Raw genomic sequence first — 23602 nt, 5'->3', positions numbered from 1 at the left:
CAATTATCGTCCGCCTCTTAAACGCTCCACCAGTTCACCAACCGCAGTGTAAGCTTTAATACGTGCGGTCATGTAGTCGGCCATTGCTGTAACATATTCACTTTCAGCAATAAAAGTTTCGCGTTCGGCATTCACAACATCCGTTAGAGGACGTTTATTTAATGTATATTGTTGCCAATAAAGATCGCGCGATGTCAAAGATAGTGACATCAGTTGTTTTGAATTACCCATTCTGGCGGTAGCACCATCAGCTTCTGTTTTGGCAGAGCTGACAGTTGTCCGTGCAACGAGGCGCTCATTTTCACTTGCCTGCTTGGCTGCATTTACCTCAGCCTGTGCTGAAGCAATTTGGTGTTTTTCCCTAAAGCCTGAATTTAATGAACCGCTTAATTGCAAGCCAACAAATGAATTATCATTGGTAATATTGCGCTGTCCTGTGGATTTTTGTTGGCTGGCTGCCACACTTACCGATGGGTAAAGTTGTGCTTTTGCAAGCCTAACACGTTCGAGCGAAGCTTTAACTTCCGCATCAGCTGCTAAAACATTAGGCGTATTTTCAATCGTATTGCGTCCACGGCCAAGAGAATCAAGGAATTTTGAGGTTGTTTCCATATTCGCTACTTTTGTCGGGCGGATACCAGTTATTTCAGCGAAACGTCCAGCAGCTATATCAAATCTATTTTGAGCCGATAAAAGATCTGAGCGCGCGCGTTGAATAGCAACATCTGCCTGGTTAAGATCGACCGCATCAGAAAGACCGCTTTGAACGCGCTCTGCAATCTTTTCTTGTGTACGCCGCATGGCACCATATTCGCGCTCTGCCGCAGCAATCAACTCTTGAGACGCTGACAATTCAATAAATACAACTGACATATTGGTTGCAACATCTTCTACGGCTTTAGATAAAAGGTAGCTATCTTTTTCATAAGTTGCTTTAGCAACACCAATTCGGCTTGAAGTGCGACCAAAATCATAGACTAATTGCGTTACACCTACTGAACCACGCACGCTTGAGCCAGTTCGGTCACTATTGCTTGAGGCGTAATAACGGTTATAACCTGGATCAACACCATATTGGAATGTTGGATACCAAGCCGACTTTTCAATGGAAATTTGCGCATTACTTTGAACAACCACAGCAGATGCGCGGCCAATATCTGGATGGCGCGCAATTGCAATACCCACCGCATCAGTAATATTGAGGTTATCAGTATTGATTGTATGGAGCGGATTGTTACTTGCATTACTAACATCATTCGCCCTTGCTAATGCGAGAGTAGATTGGGGCGGATTTGATAAAGCTTGCACATTCTGATTTCGCTTTAACTTTAATCCTTGGCAACCTGATAAAGTCAAAACGCATGCCATTGATAGCGCAACAATAATCACTTTGCCTGATGAGTTTGATAAAGATTTCATTGCAGATTCTTTTCCCCATATTTTACCCTGCGATGCCATCATTATTCCTCTTAAAAAAAATCGTTATTTAAATATCATTAATAGCAGCCAGTTGCCGAAAAATAAAGATGGCAATAGGCTTACTTGCTTCTGCTAAAATATCATATCTTAGATAGGGGTGTTGACGTAATTCGACAATAGCTAGCGATCATAGAATGAGATATTAAAAAAATCTATCCATGAAGTTATCACTTGCAATTAACTTATGTTACCCAACCCGCCATTTTGAACACCTACTTATATTATAATTACGAATAGAACAAGAGAAACAAAAATAGTTTTGCTATTTTTATTTTTCGGCTATTTAATTGGTGTTGAAATGTATTACATTTTTTTAAAGAACAGTTTGATTAGCTTATGCTGATTTAAGTTGAATTAAATAGATTTCAATGGTTTGCTCAATATATCACGTTATTTGTTCATATTATGGGCGATTTGCTTTTTAAGATGACCATCTTTGTTTCTAAAATATTTAAATACCTTTAGTTTTTTTGAAATATTACATGGGCTTACTAACAGTAAATATTGCATGGATGGAGGATTGGATGTTTTTATGAAAATGTAGCGTTGAAATCGGCGTTTTTTGACTTTTTTATGTCCGCTATTTCGCGTTTATATCATGTTGCGTTAAACGTATCGTTACGGCAAAAATATGATGATATATAAATAAATTGCTGGTATCTAATAATTTGCTTTGGCGATATTCTCTGCCTACATCAAACCAATTTTTTAGGCATTGTAGAAGCACCAGCTATTTTTTTCGTTTGTATGTAATACGGTTAAAAGCGTGGCCGATAATTTTAATATTGGTATTTTAAGCTATCCTTTATTATTTTGATTTCTTGTAGACACTGTCTGGGTAAATATATGCGCTTTTGTTTTTTTAAGCGGAATTATTTTCAAGCTGGGACTTAACGATATTGTGTTGCCGAATGTGATTTCTGTCTTTGTATATTTAAAAACTTTGCTTTAAATTTGAGCTTTATTTTATTGATAGTTCAATTTTTGCTGTCATCTACTGGAGAATTGAAATGACTATTTATGTTCTTGATGGGCACATGCCGCATATCGTCGAAAAGAAAACTAGTTTTGTAGCAAAAAGCGCGGATATTATCGGCCAGGTAATTATTAATGATTCTGCTAGTATATGGTTTGGTGCCATTTTACGGGGTGATAATGAACCTATTATTGTGGGTGAAGGCTCCAATGTACAAGATGGTGCGACTATCCACACCGATAAAGACATTCCTGTCACTATTGGGCGCAATTGCACAATAGGTCATCGTGCTATTATTCATGGTTGCATTATTGGTGATAATTGTCTCATTGGCATGGGGGCTGTGATTATGAATAAGGCGGTCATTGGAGAAAATTCAATCGTTGGTGCAGGAGCATTGGTGACAGAGGGGCAAGTTTTTCCAGCTAATTCATTGATTATTGGTTGTCCAGCTAAAGTAAAACGCAGTCTTACTGAGGGCGAAATTGCAAAAAACACTGCATCAGCTAAATTGTACCAAAAAAATTCAATTCGCTATATCAATGGCTTAGAAGAAATGCAAAAAACTGGCCTGTAATTTTTTCAACCTGTAATTATTCCACTCAATTTCTATTTTAATTCCTATGAAATTGCCCTTAACAAGGATAGAGGAAGCAGGGGGAATAATAGCAGTTTAATTATCGGCTCACATTAGTTAGTTTCTCTTTTCCACAATGAGGTGATTTGTGGCACGCTTTTTACCTGATAAATTTTTAACCATTTTAATTGCAACAATTATCCTTGCTAGTTTCTTGCCAGTAAGTGGTAAGGGGGCAGATTGGTTTTCGCTTGCTACAAAATGTGCTGTAGCGCTTTTATTCTTTTTGCATGGCGCGCGCTTGTCGGGTGAGGCGGTTTTAGCTGGTGTTACCCATTGGCGTTTGCATTTAATGGTATTTTTGTCAACATTTGTGCTGTTCCCTATTCTTGGTCTTGGTGCTGGTTGGCTTATTCCCTCATTAAAGCAATCTATTTTTTATGCTGGCATTCTTTATTTGTGTGTGTTGCCTTCAACAGTGCAATCATCTATTGCTTTTACCTCAATTGCAGGTGGAAATGTGCCTGCGGCGATTGTTTCAGCTTCCGCATCAAATATATTAGGCATGTTTGTTACGCCCTTTCTTGTGGGGCTTTTATTTCAGGCTCATTCAGGGGCGGGTATTTCTCTTGATGCTTTTTTAAGTATTATCGTACAGCTTTTATTACCTTTTTTAGCGGGCCAGCTATGCCGACGTTTTCTTGGCTCTTTTTTAAATAGTCACAAAACCTTAACCTCAATTGTTGATCGTGGTTCTATTGTTATGGTTGTTTATCTTGCCTTTTCAGAAGCTGTGACACAAAAATTATGGGCAAATACATCATGGCATGATCTTATGGCCATGGTGGGATTTGATGTTGTCTTATTATTCCTTGTATTGACGATTACATGGTGGAGTGCCAAACTTTTGAAGTTTAATGAGCCGGATTGTATTACAATTATGTTTTGTGGCTCCAAAAAAAGCTTGGCAAGCGGTGCTCCTATGGCAAATGCCATATTTTCAAGCTATAGCCATATTAATATTGGTGCTGTTGTGTTGCCTTTGATGCTATTTCATCAAATTCAGCTTATGGCGTGTACTATAATTGCCCGACATTTGTCGCAGCGGAAAGAAAAAAGAGATGATTGATGAAGATGCCCTTGAAGAAGCTTACAATCGCGGTTTAAGCTTGGAAAAATCGGGTGATTTTGATGGGGCTGCAATTGCATATCGCGAAGCTTTAGAGCTCGATTCTGATGATCATGCCGGTGCGTCGGTGCGCTTGGCGGCGATGGGGAAGGGGGATGTGCCTCAAAATGCACCCAAAGCCTATGTTGCTACATTATTTGATCAACATGCCGACGTATTTGATATGATTCTCGTCGACCAATTGCAATATGATGTGCCATTACAATTGCGAGAACGCTTGATTGAAGTGCTGGACGGCGATTTTATGTTTGAGCATATGCTTGATCTTGGTTGTGGTACAGGCCTATCGGCAGATGCGCTTGATGATATGGCCAAGGAGAAAACGGGCATTGATATATCTGAAAATATGGTCGCCATTGCCTATGAAAAAGGGGATTATGATAAGCTATTTGTTGGTGATGCAGTTGGTTTCTTAGAGCAAGCAGGTGATCAACAGTGGGATCTCATTGTAGCAACAGATGTATTGCCTTATATGGGCCAATTGGATGATTTTTTTAAAAACGTCGCAGGTCATCTTGAAAATGGCGGGATTTTTGGTTTTTCAAGTGAAACTACTGATAAGGAATCTTTTGCTGATCGCCCCTTTATCGTCGGGCCTTTTCAGCGCTTTGCTCACAGTGAAGATTACTTAGTAAAGGTTTTAAATGATAATGGCTTAATCATACTTGATTGTCAAAATATCGTTGTGCGCCTTGAACAGCAAAAACCTGTTGCGGGTCAGCTTTTTATAGCGCAAAAAAATTCCCCCCATAAATAGAGTTATTTTTTAAAAGTGCATTGAATATTGGTTTAATATTCAATGCATTGCCAAATTTAATTGAAAGCAATGATAAAAATCTATTTTAACGGTGAAGAGTACTTACATTATTTGTTATATTCGTTTATTCCCGTTGCAACACTACTTTAATTTATAATAGGAAATCTTGTAATGTCGCATGTTGAGCCAATTAGTTGGTGGGCGCGTAATAAGGGGTGGTTTTTCCCCCTTTTGATTATACTTGGCTGCATAGGTGCTTTTATTCTTGTGATTTGCACCATTATTTATTTTGTTGTTGGTGCAGTGAAAAAGTCTGAGCCTTATCTACTAGGACTGGAAATAGCAAAAAAAAATGCTGAAATTGTTGCTTTAATGGGTGAACCGATTGAAGAAGGTTTTTTTGTTGGTGGTAATACGCCTGCACCCAATGAACAAGGAATGATTGATATGTCCATTCCACTTACTGGGCCCAAAGGAAGTGGTGTTGTGTTAATCGTTGGTCAAAAACTTGGCGATGATTGGAAATATAGTAGAATTTTGTTCCGTAGCAATGAAACAACAGCTGTTGTGGATTTAAGACCGCAAGCGGTTGAATAAAGTAAAATTATATTCAAAAAATATATAAAAGCGATAGTTTTTAATCTTTCAGTATCTCTACATATGAATTTTATCTACGGTTAGGAACTATCGCAAAAAAAAGATGAGAGATTTCTAACATAAGCTCGAAAGCTCTACGCTATTCATAAAAAACACCGACATAAAAATGCTATAGTAAATGTTTTTTATGCTCCTAATGCGCTCAAGGTGAATGTAATCGCAGATATAATAATGAATAAATCAATATATTAGATATTTACCGTTTTCTTTATTGTATTTTTTATCAGTTTATTAGATCATTTTATTTAATGTAAAATTTATAAATTTTAAAAATAATCGCACAAGTGCGATGATACATAAAGAGTAGAGATAAATAAGGCAGTTTTTGTTAAGTCCATTAATATTATTATTAGGCCTTACATTAAGTGCACTTTAGATTGCTTGCCTAAATGATGCTGTCGTCATCAAGTTCAACTGTTGGCTGCCTATAAATTTTACTTCCTCCTGAAAGAGGATTCAATGAAAAAGTGAGTTTCAATCGTGTGGATGTTGGAGAGGAATCCGCGCTGATCAATTGGGGCAGTTGGTCATAATCCAACTTAGCGGTACTGAATTTGCGGTGGATTAATAAGCCGTGAGCCACAGAGTACTTATTTGGGATATATGTATCAGCAAAAATTGCCTTGGCTAGTTCATAAATGAGGATGAGTTCAAATTAAAGAATGGAATTTTAGCTATTGAAATGGTGCGGTCGAGAAGACTCGAACTTCCACGGGTTGCCCCACAGCGACCTCAACGCTGCGCGTCTACCAATTCCGCCACGACCGCACGTGGTAGAAGCTAAAATAAATCAGCTAGCGGCGTTTAGCAAATGGTATGCACTCTTACAAGTCTTTTTTTTAAAAAAGTTTTTTTACGCATTTATTGCCAATAATGAAGTTTAATTTATCATAAAACCATTAAATTTTAATATGGATAATAAGATTTTAAGTTGAGGGAAAGCCTATTATCGGTTTGTCTTGTAAGTTTAAGTGCTGAAAACTTATCTGCTATAGTGTTACATTTCTAAATTAAAACAAAGCGATTAAGGGCGTACTTATCGAGCTAGTGTTTATGTAGAAAAAATTTCGATGAAAAATATCTGTTTATGCTACTTTTAATATGCATCAGGGCTCAGAATTTCGTGAACATTATCGGCTTATTAGAGATATAAAACTTGGTTTTTGTCGTTTGAGGCACTGCATTGTGCTATTTAGATCCACATAGTATTCGGTATTTAAACTTTTGTGAAATATATGCCATTAAATAGCTTGAAAGCCATGTAAAGGATCTTTATTGGTTTTATCTAAATCGGGCGAGGTGATTTGCCCAACATTCGCTTAACGTAAAGGGATAATTGGTCTGATGCCGAGCCGAAGCTGTGAGCCTTTATCTAAATGCGCATTTTTATGCGCCCAGCTTGATAATGCTAAAACTGCCGGAGGCCCGAATTGGCTTTAATACGCTATTTTTTTCGTTTTGCCCTTTTATCTTTCATGCTCATTGGCATGTCAAAATTTGCCTTTTCAGCGGATCCCGTCAAGATATCGCCGGATAGTGCTGCTGTTGATTTATCGGGATTTGTTGAAATTTCGCTTGATCAGGGTTCCAGTTTCCGTATTACCACGCCTCCCGATCCAGAGGGAATCATTCACGGCATTGAAGTGCAGGCAAATGGCGAAAACTCTCAAGGTAATTGGGCGGTTTTAACGCTTGCTAATCCTAGCGATCGTCAGCTTGATCGTTTAATTGTTGCACCCCATTATCGCCTTGCTGGTTCTGGCTTACTTGATCCTGATCTTGGTTCTATTCGTATTCAATCTATAACTCCAAGTGAGGGTTTTACACTTGAGCGGCAAGCCAGCCCCGACTCAGATGTTTTTCGCTTTACAATTAATCCTGGCGCAGTTGTAACGCTTGTTGCAGAGCTTGGATCGCGTGATTTGCCGCAATTATATTTATGGGAACCAGATGCTTATAAGGATACTGTGAATTCTTATACTCTTTATCGTGGTATCCTTCTTGGGATTTCTGGCCTTTTGGCTTTGCTTCTTACTATTTTATTTGTTGTTAAAGGTACCTCACTTTTTCCAGCAACCGCCGCTTTTGCTTGGGCGGTGCTTGGTTATATTTGTGTTGATTTCAGTTTTTTAAACAAACTTTTCAATGTTGTTCCTAATTCTGAACCACTATGGCGAGCGGGTACCGAAGTGGCCTTGGCTGGTACAATATTGGTTTTCCTCTTCACCTATCTGCATTTACATCGTTGGCATTATCATTTTAGTTTCGGTATCGTGTTGTGGCTTGGCGCGCTTTGTGGTCTCGGCGGTATGGTCCTTATTGATCCGGTACAAGCCGCTGGTTTTGCGCGTGTTTCACTTGGTGCAACAGCATTAATCGGCGTTTTACTTATTTGTTATTTGACCATTCGCGGCTATGACCGAGCTATTATGCTGGTGCCGAGTTGGATTTTGTTTATTCTTTGGCTGGTTGCTGCCTATGCCGCAGTTACTGGTAAGTTAGATAATGATATTGTTCAACCTGCATTAGCTGGTGGTCTTGTGCTTATCGTGCTATTATTAAGCTTCACAGTTATGCAGCATGCATTTTCAAGCGGTGCTGGTAATCAAGGTATTTTTTCTGATCTTGAGAGGCAGGCACTTGCCGTTATGGGAACTGATCAGATCGTCTGGGATTGGGACGTAGTAAGAGATCGGGTCGTTACTACACCAGATTTATCTATTTATATTGGATCTGCAGCAAAGAGTCTTATTGGGCCAATGCGCAATTGGTTGCCGGCCATGCACTCTGATGATCGAGATCGTTTCCGAATGACTCTTGATGCAATTTTGGATACGCGTGCAGGCCGCCTTGATCAGACGTTCCGGCTGAGGGCTGGCGATAGTCAATATCGTTGGTTTTCGTTGCGTGCACGTCCTGTTATTGGTCCGGACGGCGAAATTATACGTTGTGTCGGCATGCTAATGGATGTCACTGAGCATAAAAAGGCCGAAGAGCGTTTGCTGCATAATTCAATTTATGACAGCCTAACAGGTCTTCCCAATCGACAATTGTTTTTAGACCGTTTACAGGCTTATTGTGATTTGGCGCAAAATGATGAAAATCTAAAACCCACACTTTTGATTATCGACTTTGACAACTTCCGCTCGATTAATCAACGCTACGGCCTGTCGGTAGGTGATACATTCTTGCTCGCCATGGCGCGGCGACTTGCTCGTCATCTCAAACCATTGGATACGTTAAGTCGTATTTCTTCCGATAGATTTGCATTTTTACTCGCGTCACAAAATGATCTTTCCAAGGTAGCAAATTTTACTATCAATCTTAAAAAAGCCTTGAATATGCCAATTAGCTTTGCAAAACGCGAAGTGCAATTGACAGCCTCTATTGGTCTCTTGCCATGGCTCGGCGGTACTGCTACTGCGGAAGATCGTCTCAATGATGGTATCTTAGCAATGTTTGCGGCAAAATATAATGGCGGCAATAAAATTGAACCATTTAGGCCGGTTTTCCGTAGCCAAAATATTGAAAAGCGCTCAATCGACGATGAATTGCGTGAAGCTTTAAGTCACGATCAAATTAATGTGGTTTATCATCCTGTATTAAAAATCGCTGACGGTACATTGGTAGGATTTGAAGCGATGTTGCAATGGGATCACCCAAGCCGTGGTACATTATTTACTCAAGACTTTATTTCTGCTGCCGAAAATGCTGGAATCACTATGGAACTTGCTAATTTTGTGTTGCATCGGGCTGCGCAAGGTATAGCTTTACTAAATCAAAAATTCCCAGGTAATCGTTACTTCGTTTCAGTTAATTTACCAAGTGCTGACTTGCTTCGTAATGATTTGGTAACTGGCATTCAATCGATGATCGTTCGAAATCCATTGCGTGAAGGACAATTATTGATCGAAATGCCAGAAGCGGTGCTTATGCAAAATCCTGAACTTTCGGTATCCTTATTTGAAAGGTTAAAAGGTCTTGGTGTTGGCTTGGTGCTCGATAATTTTGGTACCGGTTATTCTTCACTTTCTTATTTTGTACGTTTCCCATTTGATATTATTAAACTTGATCGTTCGCTGCTTAATAATGAGCGTCCAAAACAAAATATCTTATTGCGTTCGCTAATTGGAATGGCGCATGATTTAGGTTTTCAAGTGATTGCCGAAGGTGTTGAAAGCGAAGGGCTTGCTATCATGCTAAAAAATGCGAAATGTGAATATTTGCAATCAAACACATTTAGCATGCCGATTGCGATCGAGTCGGTGCTTGAGTTAATAGCCAATCATAAAAAATGATGGTGAAATGCAATATTGTTACGTGGATAGCCTTTGGGAAATCATTACAGCAGATTGCTCTTTGCCATTTTCTAGGCTCAGTTTGAAAAAGACAAAGCTATTAGTTTATAAATAAACTTTCGCTTGTGCCAAAAACATATTTGGGCTTTATTAATGGCAATCGATTCATGAACTGTAGCCAGTTAAATAATGATGTGAATATGTTTATTGTCTATAATCTCATATTCATGCCAAGTTGGCATAGTCCTTTTGCAGTTTTGGGCAAAGGGGGCAAGGGAGACAAAAATGGGTAGTACAATTCGTCCGCTAATTGCAGGAAATTGGAAAATGCATGGCACAAGCGAATCGCTTTCCGAATTACGGGCTATCGCAGTGGGTTTAAGCTCTGATCTTGGTAGCGGCTTTGATGCATTAATTTGTGTTCCGGCAACACTTATTTCGCGAGCTCATGACATTTTGTCTGGCGAAGTACTGGCTCTTGGTGGTCAGGATTGTCATGTTTTAGACAATGGTGCATATACGGGTGATGTCTCTGCGCCGATGATTAAGGACGCGGGGGCTTCTTTTGTAATTGTCGGGCATTCAGAACGACGCGAATATCATCATGAAAGTGATGAAATTGTCCGTAAAAAAGCAGAAGCTGCCCATCGAGCTAATCTTGTTGCAGTGGTGTGCGTTGGTGAAAAGTTGCAAGAACGTGAAGACGGTAGCGCTCTTTCAGTGGTGGAAAGCCAGTTGGCTGGTTCATTGCCTGATGAAATCAACGATAAAGATACAATTATCGCTTATGAGCCTGTTTGGGCCATTGGCACCGGAAAAATTCCAACTATCGACGATGTGGAAGAAATGCATGGCTTCATCCGTAGTGTTTTGGTAAAGCGTTATGGTGAAAATGCAAATCAAATACGTATCCTTTATGGCGGTTCAGTAAAGCCTGATAATGCAGCAACTTTGCTGGCTGTTGATAATGTCAATGGCGCACTTGTTGGAGGTGCAAGCTTAAAAGCAGGAGATTTTCTTGCAATTTGCAATGCTGGACGTAAGTGATAAGCTCTTAATTACTATCCAAAAATAATTTTGACCAAGAAACTTATCAAGTTTTTTGATATTTTTCTTGGATTATTTTTATTTTACGTGTAAACACTGCAAGATATGTATTTGGGTACTGATCGTGTTCCCACTCTCGTTATAATAATTAAAGCCGCCTCTCCAATGAACGTGAGGCAAACTTGCATGAAAGACAGGACCAATGCAGACAGTTGTCATCGTTATCCACCTTCTGATTGTTATTGCCCTTGTTGGGGTCATATTGATCCAACGTTCTGAGGGTGGTGGCCTTGGTATAGGTGGTGGTTCTGGTTTTATGACCGCACGTGGCACCAAAAATGCCTTAACCCGTTTTACCGCAATTCTTGCTGCTTGTTTCTTTTTAACATCCATCATATTAACTGTTTTGCAGTCTGTATCAGGTCATAGATCATCATCAGAGTTAGATAATGTTCCTGCAGCTATTAGTGCGCCAGCTCCAACGGCACCAACAAATACTGGTGTGCCTAACAGCATTGATGCACCAGCTACAACTATACCACAAAATGCGCCGGCACCTTCATCAGGTGTGCCAACAAACTAATTTAAAAAAACAATTCGTTCATGTTTAAGCCCTTGTTTCTAACAAGGGCTTTTTTATTTGCAGATTGCTATTTATATCAAAATATGGCTCAATACGACTTAGGCGATAATGAAGTCACTTGCAAAATACCAAGTTGAATTTATATATAGGATTGGTCTTGTTTATAATAAAAAAGACTGAATTGGGATTGCTTTTCAATAAATGCATTACTCAAAATAAACACAAACATCGTTAGGTGAAAAAGAATATCCTTGGAAAAAGAAATAGTTATTGAACATAAGTTAGTTGATCATCAACCCATAGCAGTGCGCAGTCTTGTTGTTGTGCCGGTTGTAAAAGAGGATCGTCCGCAGGAAAATATGCCTAGCCGTAGCATCTCAGCACGGGTTGAGGAAGCTTTAGGGCTTGCGCGAGCGATTGATCTTGATGTCATAGTACAGCAGACAGTGACCCTAAGTCAGGTGAAACCTGCAACCCTGTTGGGCAGCGGTAAGGTGGATGAGCTTGGTGAAATCATCTTTGATAATGAAATCGGCCTGGCAATTGTTGATTATAGTTTAACACCAGTTCAGCAACGCAACCTTGAAAAAGCTTGGAATTGCAAGGTTATTGACCGCACTGGTCTTATTCTTGAAATTTTTGGTGAACGCGCGCGTACCCGTGAAGGAACGCTACAGGTTGAACTTGCCCACTTAAATTATCAAAAGGGGCGTCTTGTTCGTAGTTGGACCCACTTGGAACGGCAGCGCGGCGGTGGCGGTTTTTTGGGTGGGCCAGGTGAAACCCAGATCGAAGCAGATAGGCGTTTATTACAAGATAAGATTACGCGTTTGAAACGTGATCTTGAAAAGGTAGTGAAGACACGCGAATTGCATCGTGCCAAACGTAAAAAGACTCCTCATCCAGTTGTTGCACTTGTTGGGTATACCAATGCTGGTAAGTCAACATTGTTTAATCGCATTACCGGCGCCGATGTTTTGGCCAAGGATATGCTATTTGCAACGCTTGATCCCACATTACGACGCATAAAATTTCCACACGGTGATACGGTTATCTTATCTGATACGGTGGGCTTTATTTCCAATTTGCCAACCCATTTGGTTGCTGCATTTCGGGCAACTTTGGAAGAGGTGATTGAAGCCGATATTATTCTACATGTACGTGATATGTCAGATCCCGATAATGCAGTCCATCGCCAAGATGTCTTGGATATTTTAAAAGGTCTTGGAGTTGAGGTTGATGATCCAGAACGCATGATTGAAGTTTGGAATAAGGTAGATAGGCTTGAGCAGGCAGCTCAAGAGCAGTTGCAGCAGACAGCGCAAACAGCAATTTTACCAAGCATTCCACTATCAGCAATTGATGGTACTGGTATTGATGAGTTAACCACACTTATTGAACAGCGTATATCTGGAAAAATTGAGCGCATTAGCTTGCAGTTAAATTCAAACGAATTGGTGTTGTTGGATTGGCTTTATCGCAATGGGCGTAATCATCAGCGTAAAGATCGCGAAGATGGTAGCGTAAAAATTAGTGTTGATCTGTCAAGTTCTGCCTATGAGGCATTTAAAATAAGACGAGAAAGACTTAATCTCAGCTAGATCTAAATTATAGAGCATTGTCAGTTAAGTTGGTGACGTGCTCTATTCTCATGCTTAATGATGAACAGTTTTTTATAAGGCTAAAGTAAGCCAAGCTCGGCAAGCTCGTGGCGCAGTTCAACGGGTAAATCCGCTAAGCTATTAGATGATAAATCTTTTGGGGCATCTTTATCATCAAGATAACGCCAGCCTTGAAATGCACGTCTTGGTTGCCATTGTGTTTCAATGATTTTAGGCTCTAAAACCAAGTCACATCTTTTAATGCCATCATTATCAATAAACTCTTGAATATCAAGCAGCTTTTGCCGACATTGAACATTATTTTTAATAACCCAATAAAGTGAGCCGCCGTCAAGTAGCTCGTCTTTACGTTTGGGGATCATGCGTGTGGTATGGGTTTGCATTGCTGCTTTTCCTAATGAACGCTTTTCGTCCATTATAAAGTCAATCCAAGCCTGTAAATCTTCTATTGAAGATGCGCCAACACATAATTTTACAAGATTAAGTCCCATAGAAGCAATCTATACCCTAAATTTTGGCTTGGTTAAGCTTTTGGATTTAAATATCCATATATAAGTATCAAATTGGCTTAATTCAACCTTACTAATGTTCTTTAAAGTTATTTAAAACTTAGCCTTAACCTTGATAGCGGCGAAAAGAAGTTTTTCATATTCTTCTTGCGAAATTTCGATAGCACCCATGCTAGCCAAGTGATCGGTTAAAAACTGGGTGTCCAATAATTGAAAATCATGGGTTTGCAGTAAGTTAACTAAAGCTACTAAACACGCTTTAGAAGCATTGTCTGCGCGTGAAAACATACTTTCACCGAAAAACGCACCGCCAAGCGAAATACCATAGAGACCGCCTACCAAGTGATTATCGCGCCAAGCTTCAACAGTATGGCAAAAACCACTTAAAAAAAGTGTATGGCATGCATCGCGTATTGGTTGATTTATCCATGTATTTTCTCGGCCTTGCTTGGCTTCTGCACACCCATTAATCACTCCTAAGAAATCTGTATCAAATCGAATTTCAAAAGGATTCTTACGCAAAAATTTTGCAAGGCTGCGTGAAATATGAAGCGAGTTAAGAGGGATAATACCACGCATTTTAGGTTTTACCCAAAAAATATCTGGATCATCCGCATCATCAGACATTGGAAAAATGCCTTGAGCATAGGCGTTAAGCAAGTCGTCGGGATCAATTTTATAATAATCCATGATTATACCACTTAACTTAAAAATATTGCTATTAGGTATAGCACATTTATAAATAGAACCTGATAAAAACAAATTAGAGCAATTGATAGTTTAGACTATGCCAATTGCTCTAATTATAGTACTTAATATGAAACTAATTATTTAGCTGAATTTTTGTTCGCCAAATATTTTTCTAGCCAATGAATATCATAGTCACCTTTGGCGATATCATCATTCTTAATGAGATCCATGAACAATGGTAGCGTGGTTTTTACACCATCAACGACAAACTCATCCAACGCACGGCGTAAACGCATCATACATTCTTTGCGATTACGACCATGAACAATAAGCTTACCGATCAAACTATCATAATAAGGAGGAATACGATAACCCGTATAGGCTCCCGAATCAACACGAATGCCCAACCCACCTGGAGTATGGAAATGAGTGATTAAACCAGGTGATGGTGTAAAATTATGCGGATCTTCTGCATTAATACGGCATTCAATCGCATGACCTGAAAAACGAACTTCATTTTGGGTGACCGATAAACCATTACCTGATGCAACGCGAATTTGTTCATGTACGAGGTCTATACCCGTGATTGCTTCGGTAACTGGATGTTCCACTTGTAAGCGCGTATTCATCTCAATGAAATAAAACTCACCATTTTCATATAGGAACTCGATAGTGCCAGCACCGCGATAACCAAGACCAGCACAGGCTTTGGCAACGATATTACCAATTTTTTGACGGGCTTCATCATCTAATGCAGGTGAGGTTGCTTCTTCCCAAACCTTTTGATGGCGCCGTTGCAACGAACAATCGCGTTCTCCAAGGTGAATTGCATTTCCTGCGCCATCGCCCATAACTTGAACTTCAATATGGCGGGGCTTTTCAAGATATTTTTCAATGTAAACCGCGTCGTCACCAAAAGCTGCACCCGCTTCGGTACGTGCTGTTGAAAGTGCAATTGATAGCTCATCAGCGTTGCGCGCAACCTTCATGCCACGTCCACCACCGCCAGCTGATGCCTTTATGATGACCGGGAAGCCAATTTCATGTGCAATACGCATTGCCTCAGCATCTTCAGTTACAGCACCATCAGAGCCAGGAACTACTGGGATGCCAAGGCGTTTTGCGGTTTTCTTAGCTTCAATCTTATCACCCATAATACGAATATGGGCCGAGGTAGGGCCAATAAAAGTAATAGCGTGAGCTTCAAGAATCTCTGCAAATTTGGCGTTTTCAGATAAAAAACCATAGCCTGGATGGATAGCATCTGCACCGGTTATTTCACATGCAGCAACAATTTGATGCATGTTAAGGTAGCTATCGCGTGAAGGAGCGGGCCCAATACAGACACTTTCATCAGCAAGACGAACATGCATAGCATCGGCGTCGGCAGTAGAATGGACTGCTACGGTTTTTATATCAAGCTCTTTACAGGCCCTTAGAACGCGAAGTGCAATTTCGCCACGATTTGCTATAAGGATTTTCTTGATCATTACTATACGCCTACTTATTCAACAACAACTAAAGGCTCACCAAATTCAACTGGCTGTGCATCTTCAACCAAAATTGCCTTTACTGTTCCAGCACGAGGTGATGAAATCGGATTCATGGTTTTCATTGCTTCAACTATAAGCAAAGTCTGGCCTTCGCTAACCTGTTGACCAACCTCAACAAATGCGCGCGCGCCTGGGGCAGGGGAAAGATAAGCCGTGCCAACCATTGGTGAGGGAACTGCATTTTTGCTTGCCGTTTCTACAGCTGGTGCGCTAGCAACTTGGGCTGTTACCATGGCAGGTGCACTTACGGGTGCGGCATAAACTGGCTGGGCGGCGATGCCACCACCGATAGTTCTCGAAACGCGAATGCGTAAATCATCCTGCTCAACTTCAATATCTGAAAGATTGGTATCATTCAAAATTTCAGCCAAATCACGAATAAGATCTGTGTTAAAGCCGGTCTTTTTATCTGTTGTCATTTTTATCTAAGCTCCTTGCTATAGGGACTGTATAATCCAGTGCCCTATGATGCCACTTGGCAGCAAAATATATAAATCGCCTTATAGAGGGAATTGATAACAAGAAAAAGCAAAAATTCAATTTTTCTTGTGCTTTTATTCGTATTTTGTGTTTTTGCGCAAAATATGCGTTCTATAAACACTTTAATAGCTATTTATTTGAATTTTCGTCAATAGGCAAAGTGTAATAATTCCATCAAGATATTGATCGCCGTTTTAAATAGAGCTACCCAATTATCGCGATAATCGATCAATAATGCATGATCTTGTTTAAGTAATTTACGCTAATATATTGGAAATGAATTTCAATTTTGTAAAAAATGCCATGAATTTTTTCAAATAGAATTCATGGCACAGTTAAAATTTTGATTTATCCCTTTTTAGCGTTCGCTCTAATTTCTGAAACGATAGCTTCCAAGGTGTCCTCATCGGTAGCACCCATAATCAGCTGATCTCCAATAACAAAGCAAGGCGTAAAATTGATGCCCAGTTGGGCTGCAATCTCTCCATTGTTGATTAACGGTTCGGCAGGTGTAGCCCCACTAATTAATGTTTGAATTTCATCAATATTTGCACCTAATGATTTTGCAACGTCGAGTGCGCTTTGTTCGCTTGCTTTGGCTTCAAGTTTCATCATTTTTAAATGGAATTCTTGATATTTCTCAGGATATTTTTGCCGCATGACTTGTCCAACAAGATGTGCTTGGACAGAATCATTTCCTAAAATCGGTAAATCTTTCATCACAAAGCGTATATTTTTATCTTGTTGCAAAAGCTTTTGAACTTCTTCGAAAGAGCGTTTACAATAACCACAATTATAATCATAAAATTCAACAATAGTAACGTCACCATCAGGATTGCCAAGGACAATGTCATCGGGTGACTTGAATATTTTTTCAAAATTAGAATTTATGATTTTTGCAGTTACTTCAGGTGCGCGTTCCTTCGCGCTATCCGATTGTTTCGCGATCAAAGCCTGTTGAACTTCCAACATTACCTCAGGGTTTTCAATAAGATACTTTTTTACAACACTGCGAATATGATCATCATCCATAGTATTCGCTGATAGTTTATCGCGTAAATGGCTTAAAAATAATGGATCAGATAGAATTTCTTTTTTAATTGCAGCAAGTTCAGATTTCTGCAATGCGCCCTCAGCCATGGCAGGTGAGAGACTAGTTAAAACAAAGGACCCAAGAATTGTGAGGCTTATAATTCCCTTTGATTTTAATTGCTTTAGTGCCTTATTCATAATCTAGTGCGTCCCTTATAATTTGGATGAGCGGTTTTTCAAGCAGCATTTATTGCGATTATTTTAATTTCGTTTATTTAAACCTTTTGAACAATAAAGCAAATCTACGTGCCTTTGACAAATAAAAACTATTTGTCTTTATCCTTACGATTTTCGGTCGAAGTTAAAATATCCTGTGCCCTTAACCATTCTGCAGAATTGGGTTTAAGGCCGCGTTGCGCGCGCACTGCAAAAATTCTAGCTTGTTTATATTCGCTGCCATAATAATACATGTCAGCAGTAGCAAGATCAGCCAGCCCAGTTTGCCCTTGTCGGCCATAAGCCTGTGCTAAAACACCATAGCCTGAAGCGAAAGAAGGTTCGTTACGCAAACCAGCTTTAATTTCACTAACTGCAAGCGTAAGATTACTTGGCTTGTTGGTTGCGAGCAAGGCTCGTCCATAATTGATACGTAATAGGCTAGAGTGATTTTTATCCAGTGAACTTGCGCGCTTATAGGCTTCGGCGGCTCCTTGCGCATCATTGGCGCGCAACAGTGCATCGCCTAATAATTCTTGAAAATAGGCGTTTTGCGGTTGCTCTTTTAATAATGCTTTAGCTTTTGTTATACCCTCTTGAGGACGGGCATTGGCAACGGCAATGATAGTATCACCGTAGCGAGCTGGCAAAGAGCGGGGATTAGCCGCAAACATGCGACGCAATTCCGAAGTCCGCCCCATATTGCCAGCTATTTTTGCCCTTGCCATGTCGTGGCGAAGCTGCAAATCTGTTGGATCTTTCTTTTCAAAGTAAGGGCTTTGTTTAGCTAATGTTTGAATAGCTGCGACGCGTTCGGGTGGCAATGGATGGCTGCTACGGTAAGGATCAATTCGCGATCCTGATAAATTAAGTGAACGGCCTAACCGGTCAAAAGTAGTAAGCATCCCTTTTGCCGATTGCTGCGTCTTGTTGAGGTAGTTGATCGCTGAGCGATCGGCTGCGCTTTCTTCACCGCGTTGATAAGCCATAAGAGTACGCATAGCAATATCGCTACTGCCCATAGCTATGGCACTGCCAGCGGCGCCTGCATCGCTATTACCAGTCGAGCTACCCGCAACGCCGGCGCCAATACCCAACAACATGCCAATCACAGCCATTGTTTGTGCACGTTTCATTTGTTCGCGTAGACGATGTTGGTGACCACCAGCAAGATGACCAATTTCGTGAGCTATAACACCAATGATTTCATTAGGTGTTTCTGATTGCATTAAAGCACCGACATTAATAAAAATGCGCGCACCGTCAACAAAAGCATTAAAACTCCTATCGTTGACAAGAATGACTTCTACATCCGAACGAAGTCCTGCAGCGCGTAATAGTGGGCGAGCATAATCCCTTACTAGAGCTTCAATTTCAGCGTCTCTTACCAACGCGATAGTACGGCCTTGCGCCGAAGCATTTGTTGAGAAATTACCCAAAATTAATGAAATTGCTAATAGCAAATTTAAAGAGAGTAATGATTTCAAATATTTAAAATAGTAGTTATTCATTGATAAAAAATAAGCTATGTCAAACTTTTTGCGAAGTTTATACTGACTGTTCTTTGCTGTATTCATAAATGGGAAAACCTCATAAAACAGCTGGATATAAAATTTACGTTTTATAATAGCTGATGGTTTAGACAAATTAAGATTTACTTTATCAATCAAGGTCATATTAATCGGGCAATTATAGGGCAATACAGAATTGCCTTAAGGCAGGACCTATTAATTTAAATGAAATAATATGAGAAAATTTGTTTGGCAACGCAAAAGTTTAATTTGCGAAGAATCGTTGGGAAAAAACAATATTTTCAAAGCTCTTGGACAAAGTTGTTGCGAGATTTAACTGTATCTTGATAGTACACAAAAGCGGGGTCATAAAGCTCAAATGAGTATACCAACTAATTGTCGTTTTCTTATTCCGATGTTTTGCGGTTTATTGCACAATTTTATTTGACGTATTAGGTTCTGGATATAGGAATTATTACTTTATATGTTTTTTTTATAAAAAATAATACCGGATATAGTTCATTTAAAAATGAGGCCATTTATTGAACTTATAAAATGATTTCTATCGTTTTACTTATAATTATATTAAATATTAAAAGAGTTGGAGAGCGAAATTGCAATTTCTTTCAAACCGCGGCGATGTCGAGCCATTTTACGCTATGGATATTCTTGCTGCTGCTAATCATCTAAAAGGGCAGGGCAATGATGTTATATCTTTGGCTGTTGGACAACCATCAGCACCTGCACCTAAAGCAGTCTTGGAAGCAGCACACGCGGCGTTGATGGATGGTCACATTGGCTATACGGATTCATTGGGGCTTAAAGCCCTACGTGAAGCAATAGCCCATTATTATTTTATCCATCATGGAATTGAAATCGGTTTTGAACGTATTGCTATTACCACGGGTTCGTCTGCGGCATTTAACTTGGCATTTTTAAGTTATTTTGATGTGGGGGATAATGTGGCTATTACACGTCCAGGTTATCCAGCTTATCGCAATATAATGAAGGCATTAGGCATTAATGTTATAGAAATTGAAGTTGATAAAAATAATGGTGGTGTACTAACAGTTGATGCGCTGTTGGAAGCCCATAAAAGAACGCCTTTAAAAGCAGTATTATTTGCCTCTCCAGCTAATCCGACGGGAGCTTCATTAAATGCAGAGCAATTGATTCAGATTGTAAATGCTGCTTCTGACAATAATATCCATATTATATCGGACGAGATTTATCATCGTTTAAATTATTCAGGTCCCGATATTACAGCCTTATCATATAGTGATAATGTAACTATTATTAATTCATTTTCAAAATATTATTGTATGACTGGATGGCGTATCGGTTGGATGGTTTTACCAAAAAATGCCGTGCGTTCAATTGAGCGAATTGCGCAAAGCCTTTATATTTCACCTCCCGAGCTATCGCAAAAAGCAGCTATAGCAGCCTTTGATGCAACTGAGGAGCTTGAGCGAGTAAAAGCTCAATATCAATTGAGTCGTGATTTGCTTGCGTATAGTTTACCTCGTATAGGGCTAAGCCTCTTAGCGCCGTTAGATGGCGCATTTTATGCTTATTGTGATTGTTCAAAATTTAGCAATGATAGCATGACGTTGGCCAAAAAAATATTATCCGAAACATTTGTTGCAGTAACGCCGGGACAGGATTTTGATCCGATTGAGGGGCATCGGTCTCTACGTTTTTCTTATGCAGGCGATCCGAACCGCGTGGCAATCGCCTTAAATCGTATTGAGGGGTTTTTGAATCGGTAGCCGTATGACCGTAAAACATTACTTAAAGTGTTGAATATTACTTTCCTGTACAGAGAGAAAACGCTTTAAATCACTGAAATATCGCTTTAGATGAAATAAAAATCCGATTTGCAAATTTGCAAATCGGATCATGATGTAAATAAATAGATTTTCCTTAAATCTTGATGCAATGCGCGGTCAATAGGATCCTATTTTTTTACCGGTTGTTCAAGTTCGTTTTTTAATCGGCGGTCAAAGTCTTCCTCATCTGAAGTGGTTGAGGAACTTTGTTGAATTTTAACATCTGTCATTTGTTCATTGCGGTTAGGCTTATCAAGAATATGTTGTGGTTCAAGAAGCTGCAATGAAAACTTCTGCAAATTTGTAGCCTTGCCCTTTGCGGATTCTTTTTTTGCCTGCTGCATTGCATCAACATTATGCTCATTCTCAACGGCTTTATTTTCGTTGATAAAACTAGGTTTTTTCGTGTCGGTGTTGTTATCAGTTACTGTTTGACTTTTGTTCTCAGTAATATTTGTGGTTTGTTGCGAATTTTTTGCGTTATCCAAGCCAGTAACTGGTTTAGATTGCTTGTTCATCGCGGTTACCGCTGCATTGCGTGGCTTGGCCATAAGCGGTGGTCGTAACATTCCTTGAGGGACACTGCGCTGCGCCACAGGACGTTCCTGCGCAGGCCTTGACTTTTCTGTTGGCACAAAGCCTTTTTGAGGCTGATTATCTTGCGCAGATGTTTTAGTGCTAGGAGCATTGCTTCCCTTGTTGATAGCTGTTTCACCCAAAACACTTTGATATTTCAATGTGCTACCATTCAACTCACTATCTGAACGTACCGCTTGCGGTTCCATCTGTTTTAGTGGTTGAGAATCCTTTGCAGCCACAGCCAAGTTATTATCGTTTTTAAGTTTTGGAGCTTCGTCTTTTAGGTTCTCTTCACTTTTTTCTAAAAGTGTTGCAGCTTCCGTTCTTTTTACAGGGCTTATGGTTGGATGCACCTGTTGATCACCAAATCGTTCATTATTTGTGGCTGATAACTTGCTTTTATCATTTGACGCATTGCTCTTACTAAGAGGCGCGTTGCTAATTGTTGCATTAAAGTTAACGTTACTATTACCAAATGCACCTGCGGCTTTCATAACTTTATAAGGATTTATCGGCTTTGGAGCTCTAAATGGATTGTCTTGGACTTGTTGTTTTGAGGTTTCTTGAGGTGCAGCCTGTCGTGATAGGCGATCATTATTCTCTTGGTTAATGGAGCGCTGTGAGTTGCCTTTTAACGATGAGCTTCCCAGTGAAAAAGAATCCCTTTGAGTGAAACCACTTACCCTTTTTGAATTATTTTGTTCTGTTTTAAATGTATTTTGAGCTGTTTCTACAGATTTAAATGGCTGTTCAAAGCCGAAATCAGCATTAGATTTGTTAGATGAAGACATATCTAAGTCAGAATCATCTTTAGAAGAAGATTTATCTAGAGATGGCTCTTGCGAGGCTGAATTTGTACCTTGTATATCTGTTGCTTCTATTGCTGTTTCATCGTTGTGAATTTGGTCGTCGTGAACGACAACCATAGCCGTTTCATGATTTTCTTCACTAAGATCTTGATTGTGCGGATTGATCCTTGTTGGGCCATCATTAAACGCAATATTTTCAGCTTCAAAGCGTTCTTCATCCGGCACAGTAGGTGATGTTTTTTCAGTGTTTCCACTATCATATTCTGGCGAAGTTTGTTTTTCAATGTCATCGCGTTTGTATGTTGCCACATCAAAAACTGAATTCGAATCAGATTGCGGTGCCCTTGCGACTTTTGGCTCATCCGCGACATAATCTATGGAGGTATTTAAGTTACCGTTATGCAGCGTGTCCTGCAATTGCTCAATATGGCTGACTGTACCTGCGTCCACATTGTTGAATTCTGCAATATTTAGATTTTCTTGAGGGGCTATGGAAGAATCTAACTGCGCCGCAGTCGTTGTCACCATACTAGACGGTGCAGTAGTCGTTGCTGCTATGTTCGTTGATAGGGATGCAGTTGGGAAAATATCACCTAATCCCTGATTCTGCTCATTGTTGGTTGAAGTAATACTTAAATCCCCAATTGAGTTATTGTCAGCTAATGGAAGTTTAGAAATATTGGTTTCGATGACAATATCTGTTGGACCGCCAATAAGGATCAAATGTTCAATATTATCTCTCTTTATAAGAACGAGCCTTCTTTTGCTATCAATAGGAGCTGCGTCGCGAACGGATAATCGAGCTTCACGATCTTTTCCGCCTACAACATAGGTACCCCGCGTAATGCGTTTTATAATTAAAATGATTACCCATAAAACTATGATAGCAGCAACAAAATACGCTGCATAGCTGACAATTTGGGCAGCCTCAGCGCCTATCTGTGTAGTCAGCCAAGCATTCATGTCCATTCTCCGTCCTTAAAACCGCGGGCCCCCTGATGATTAAAATCAAAACCCGATAAAGAAAATAAATTTATTAATGGTTTTGACATAATAAAGGAAAGCTTAACAGATGGAAATGGAAAAAAATGCTTTTATTCAATAAGCATCCACAGCCATTTTCTTTTTAAAGCTGTTATATTAGCAATCTGGATTTGCACCATTGGCTGCATTGTGGTTGAACAGAATAAAATATATGTGCGTTTTGAG

General features: G+C 39.7%; 17 protein-coding genes and 1 tRNA gene. 9 read left to right on the top strand and 9 right to left on the bottom strand.

All coding sequences use genetic code 11. The annotated features are described in order from the left end of the window. Positions 1-3: 3 nt before the first annotated feature. Positions 4-1461, bottom strand: a complete 1458-nt coding sequence (locus N5852_RS08200; RefSeq protein WP_262097348.1) for a TolC family protein — start codon at positions 1459-1461, stop codon at positions 4-6. A gap of 1028 nt (positions 1462-2489) precedes the next feature. Here N5852_RS08200 and N5852_RS08195 point away from each other — a divergent pair. From N5852_RS08195 to N5852_RS08180, 4 genes are all read left to right on the top strand, one after another. Next, positions 2490-3032: a gamma carbonic anhydrase family protein gene (locus tag N5852_RS08195; protein WP_262097347.1), complete on the top strand. Its 543-nt coding sequence runs from the start codon at positions 2490-2492 to the stop codon at positions 3030-3032. 148 nt (positions 3033-3180) lie between these two features. Then, the gene (locus N5852_RS08190; protein WP_262097346.1) at positions 3181-4161 is read left to right on the top strand and encodes a bile acid:sodium symporter family protein; all 981 of its coding nucleotides are present in this window, start codon (positions 3181-3183) and stop codon (positions 4159-4161) included. Further along, positions 4154-4978: a methyltransferase gene (locus N5852_RS08185; protein ID WP_262097345.1), complete on the top strand. Its 825-nt coding sequence runs from the start codon at positions 4154-4156 to the stop codon at positions 4976-4978. The genes N5852_RS08190 and N5852_RS08185 overlap by 8 nt, the downstream gene beginning before the upstream one ends. A 171-nt stretch (positions 4979-5149) precedes the next feature. Then, positions 5150-5575, top strand: coding sequence for a cytochrome c oxidase assembly factor Coa1 family protein (locus tag N5852_RS08180; protein WP_262097344.1), 426 nt, complete (start codon positions 5150-5152; stop codon positions 5573-5575). 743 nt (positions 5576-6318) lie between these two features. On the opposite strand, the gene N5852_RS08175 is transcribed toward N5852_RS08180, so the two are convergent. After that, positions 6319-6403 (bottom strand) — tRNA-Leu (locus N5852_RS08175). A gap of 707 nt (positions 6404-7110) precedes the next feature. On the opposite strand from N5852_RS08175, the gene N5852_RS08170 reads away from it, so the two are divergent. The 4 genes from N5852_RS08170 to hflX all read left to right on the top strand — a co-directional run bounded on the left by N5852_RS08170 (position 7111) and on the right by hflX (position 13164). Further along, entirely contained in the window at positions 7111-9933 is a 2823-nt protein-coding gene (locus N5852_RS08170) for an EAL domain-containing protein (protein WP_410004254.1), read from the top strand. Between the two features lie 285 nt (positions 9934-10218). After that, a complete protein-coding gene (tpiA, locus tag N5852_RS08165) occupies positions 10219-10980 on the top strand; it encodes a triose-phosphate isomerase (RefSeq protein ID WP_262097342.1) in 762 nt (253 codons plus the stop codon). A gap of 202 nt (positions 10981-11182) precedes the next feature. Further along, complete coding sequence (secG, locus tag N5852_RS08160; RefSeq protein ID WP_262097341.1) at positions 11183-11563, top strand: preprotein translocase subunit SecG; 381 nt, start codon at positions 11183-11185, stop codon at positions 11561-11563. Positions 11564-11814: 251 nt separating this feature from the next. After that, on the top strand, positions 11815-13164 hold the full coding sequence (gene hflX, locus N5852_RS08155; protein ID WP_262097340.1) for a GTPase HflX: 1350 nt from the start codon (positions 11815-11817) through the stop codon (positions 13162-13164). 80 nt (positions 13165-13244) lie between these two features. Here hflX and N5852_RS08150 read toward each other — a convergent pair whose 3' ends face one another. The 6 genes from N5852_RS08150 to N5852_RS08125 form a co-directional block, all read right to left on the bottom strand. Beyond that, positions 13245-13676, bottom strand: a complete 432-nt coding sequence (locus tag N5852_RS08150; RefSeq protein WP_262097339.1) for a DUF1489 family protein — start codon at positions 13674-13676, stop codon at positions 13245-13247. A gap of 111 nt (positions 13677-13787) precedes the next feature. Next, positions 13788-14384, bottom strand: a complete 597-nt coding sequence (gene aat, locus N5852_RS08145) for a leucyl/phenylalanyl-tRNA--protein transferase (protein WP_262097338.1) — start codon at positions 14382-14384, stop codon at positions 13788-13790. 137 nt (positions 14385-14521) lie between these two features. After that, a complete protein-coding gene (accC, locus tag N5852_RS08140; RefSeq protein WP_262097337.1) occupies positions 14522-15874 on the bottom strand; it encodes an acetyl-CoA carboxylase biotin carboxylase subunit in 1353 nt (450 codons plus the stop codon). Between the two features lie 14 nt (positions 15875-15888). Continuing rightward, a complete protein-coding gene (gene accB / locus N5852_RS08135; RefSeq protein WP_262097336.1) occupies positions 15889-16356 on the bottom strand; it encodes an acetyl-CoA carboxylase biotin carboxyl carrier protein in 468 nt (155 codons plus the stop codon). A gap of 409 nt (positions 16357-16765) precedes the next feature. Then, the gene (locus tag N5852_RS08130) at positions 16766-17557 is read right to left on the bottom strand and encodes a DsbA family protein (protein WP_262097335.1); all 792 of its coding nucleotides are present in this window, start codon (positions 17555-17557) and stop codon (positions 16766-16768) included. 218 nt (positions 17558-17775) lie between these two features. Beyond that, entirely contained in the window at positions 17776-19104 is a 1329-nt protein-coding gene (locus N5852_RS08125; RefSeq protein ID WP_262097334.1) for a M48 family metalloprotease, read from the bottom strand. A 686-nt stretch (positions 19105-19790) separates the two neighbouring features. On the opposite strand from N5852_RS08125, the gene N5852_RS08120 reads away from it, so the two are divergent. Beyond that, a complete protein-coding gene (locus tag N5852_RS08120) occupies positions 19791-20945 on the top strand; it encodes a pyridoxal phosphate-dependent aminotransferase (RefSeq protein ID WP_262097333.1) in 1155 nt (384 codons plus the stop codon). Between the two features lie 188 nt (positions 20946-21133). Here the strand turns inward: N5852_RS08120 and N5852_RS08115 are convergent, their stop codons facing one another. Then, positions 21134-23362, bottom strand: a complete 2229-nt coding sequence (locus N5852_RS08115) for a flagellar biosynthetic protein FliO (RefSeq protein WP_262097332.1) — start codon at positions 23360-23362, stop codon at positions 21134-21136. Positions 23363-23602: the final 240 nt, after the last annotated feature.

This window comes from Bartonella sp. HY328, assembly GCF_025449335.1.
Classification (GTDB): domain Bacteria; phylum Pseudomonadota; class Alphaproteobacteria; order Rhizobiales; family Rhizobiaceae; genus HY038.
Note: the sequence above shows the minus strand (reverse complement) of the source record. Positions and strands in the feature narration are given on the sequence as shown.

What these genes read in the sequence shown, in the direction of transcription:
- N5852_RS08200 (WP_262097348.1), bottom strand. Translation starts at nt 1,461, where the DNA reads ATGATGGCATCGCAGGGTAAAATATGGGGAAAAGAATCTGCAATGAAA.
- N5852_RS08195 (WP_262097347.1), top strand. Translation starts at nt 2,490, where the DNA reads ATGACTATTTATGTTCTTGATGGGCACATGCCGCATATCGTCGAAAAG.
- N5852_RS08185 (WP_262097345.1), top strand. Translation starts at nt 4,154, where the DNA reads ATGATTGATGAAGATGCCCTTGAAGAAGCTTACAATCGCGGTTTAAGC.
- N5852_RS08180 (WP_262097344.1), top strand. Translation starts at nt 5,150, where the DNA reads ATGTCGCATGTTGAGCCAATTAGTTGGTGGGCGCGTAATAAGGGGTGG.
- N5852_RS08170 (WP_410004254.1), top strand. Translation starts at nt 7,111, where the DNA reads ATGCTCATTGGCATGTCAAAATTTGCCTTTTCAGCGGATCCCGTCAAG.
- tpiA (WP_262097342.1), top strand. Translation starts at nt 10,219, where the DNA reads ATGGGTAGTACAATTCGTCCGCTAATTGCAGGAAATTGGAAAATGCAT.
- secG (WP_262097341.1), top strand. Translation starts at nt 11,183, where the DNA reads ATGCAGACAGTTGTCATCGTTATCCACCTTCTGATTGTTATTGCCCTT.
- N5852_RS08150 (WP_262097339.1), bottom strand. Translation starts at nt 13,676, where the DNA reads ATGGGACTTAATCTTGTAAAATTATGTGTTGGCGCATCTTCAATAGAA.
- aat (WP_262097338.1), bottom strand. Translation starts at nt 14,384, where the DNA reads ATGGATTATTATAAAATTGATCCCGACGACTTGCTTAACGCCTATGCT.
- accC (WP_262097337.1), bottom strand. Translation starts at nt 15,874, where the DNA reads ATGATCAAGAAAATCCTTATAGCAAATCGTGGCGAAATTGCACTTCGC.
- accB (WP_262097336.1), bottom strand. Translation starts at nt 16,356, where the DNA reads ATGACAACAGATAAAAAGACCGGCTTTAACACAGATCTTATTCGTGAT.
- N5852_RS08130 (WP_262097335.1), bottom strand. Translation starts at nt 17,557, where the DNA reads ATGGCTGAGGGCGCATTGCAGAAATCTGAACTTGCTGCAATTAAAAAA.
- N5852_RS08115 (WP_262097332.1), bottom strand. Translation starts at nt 23,362, where the DNA reads ATGGACATGAATGCTTGGCTGACTACACAGATAGGCGCTGAGGCTGCC.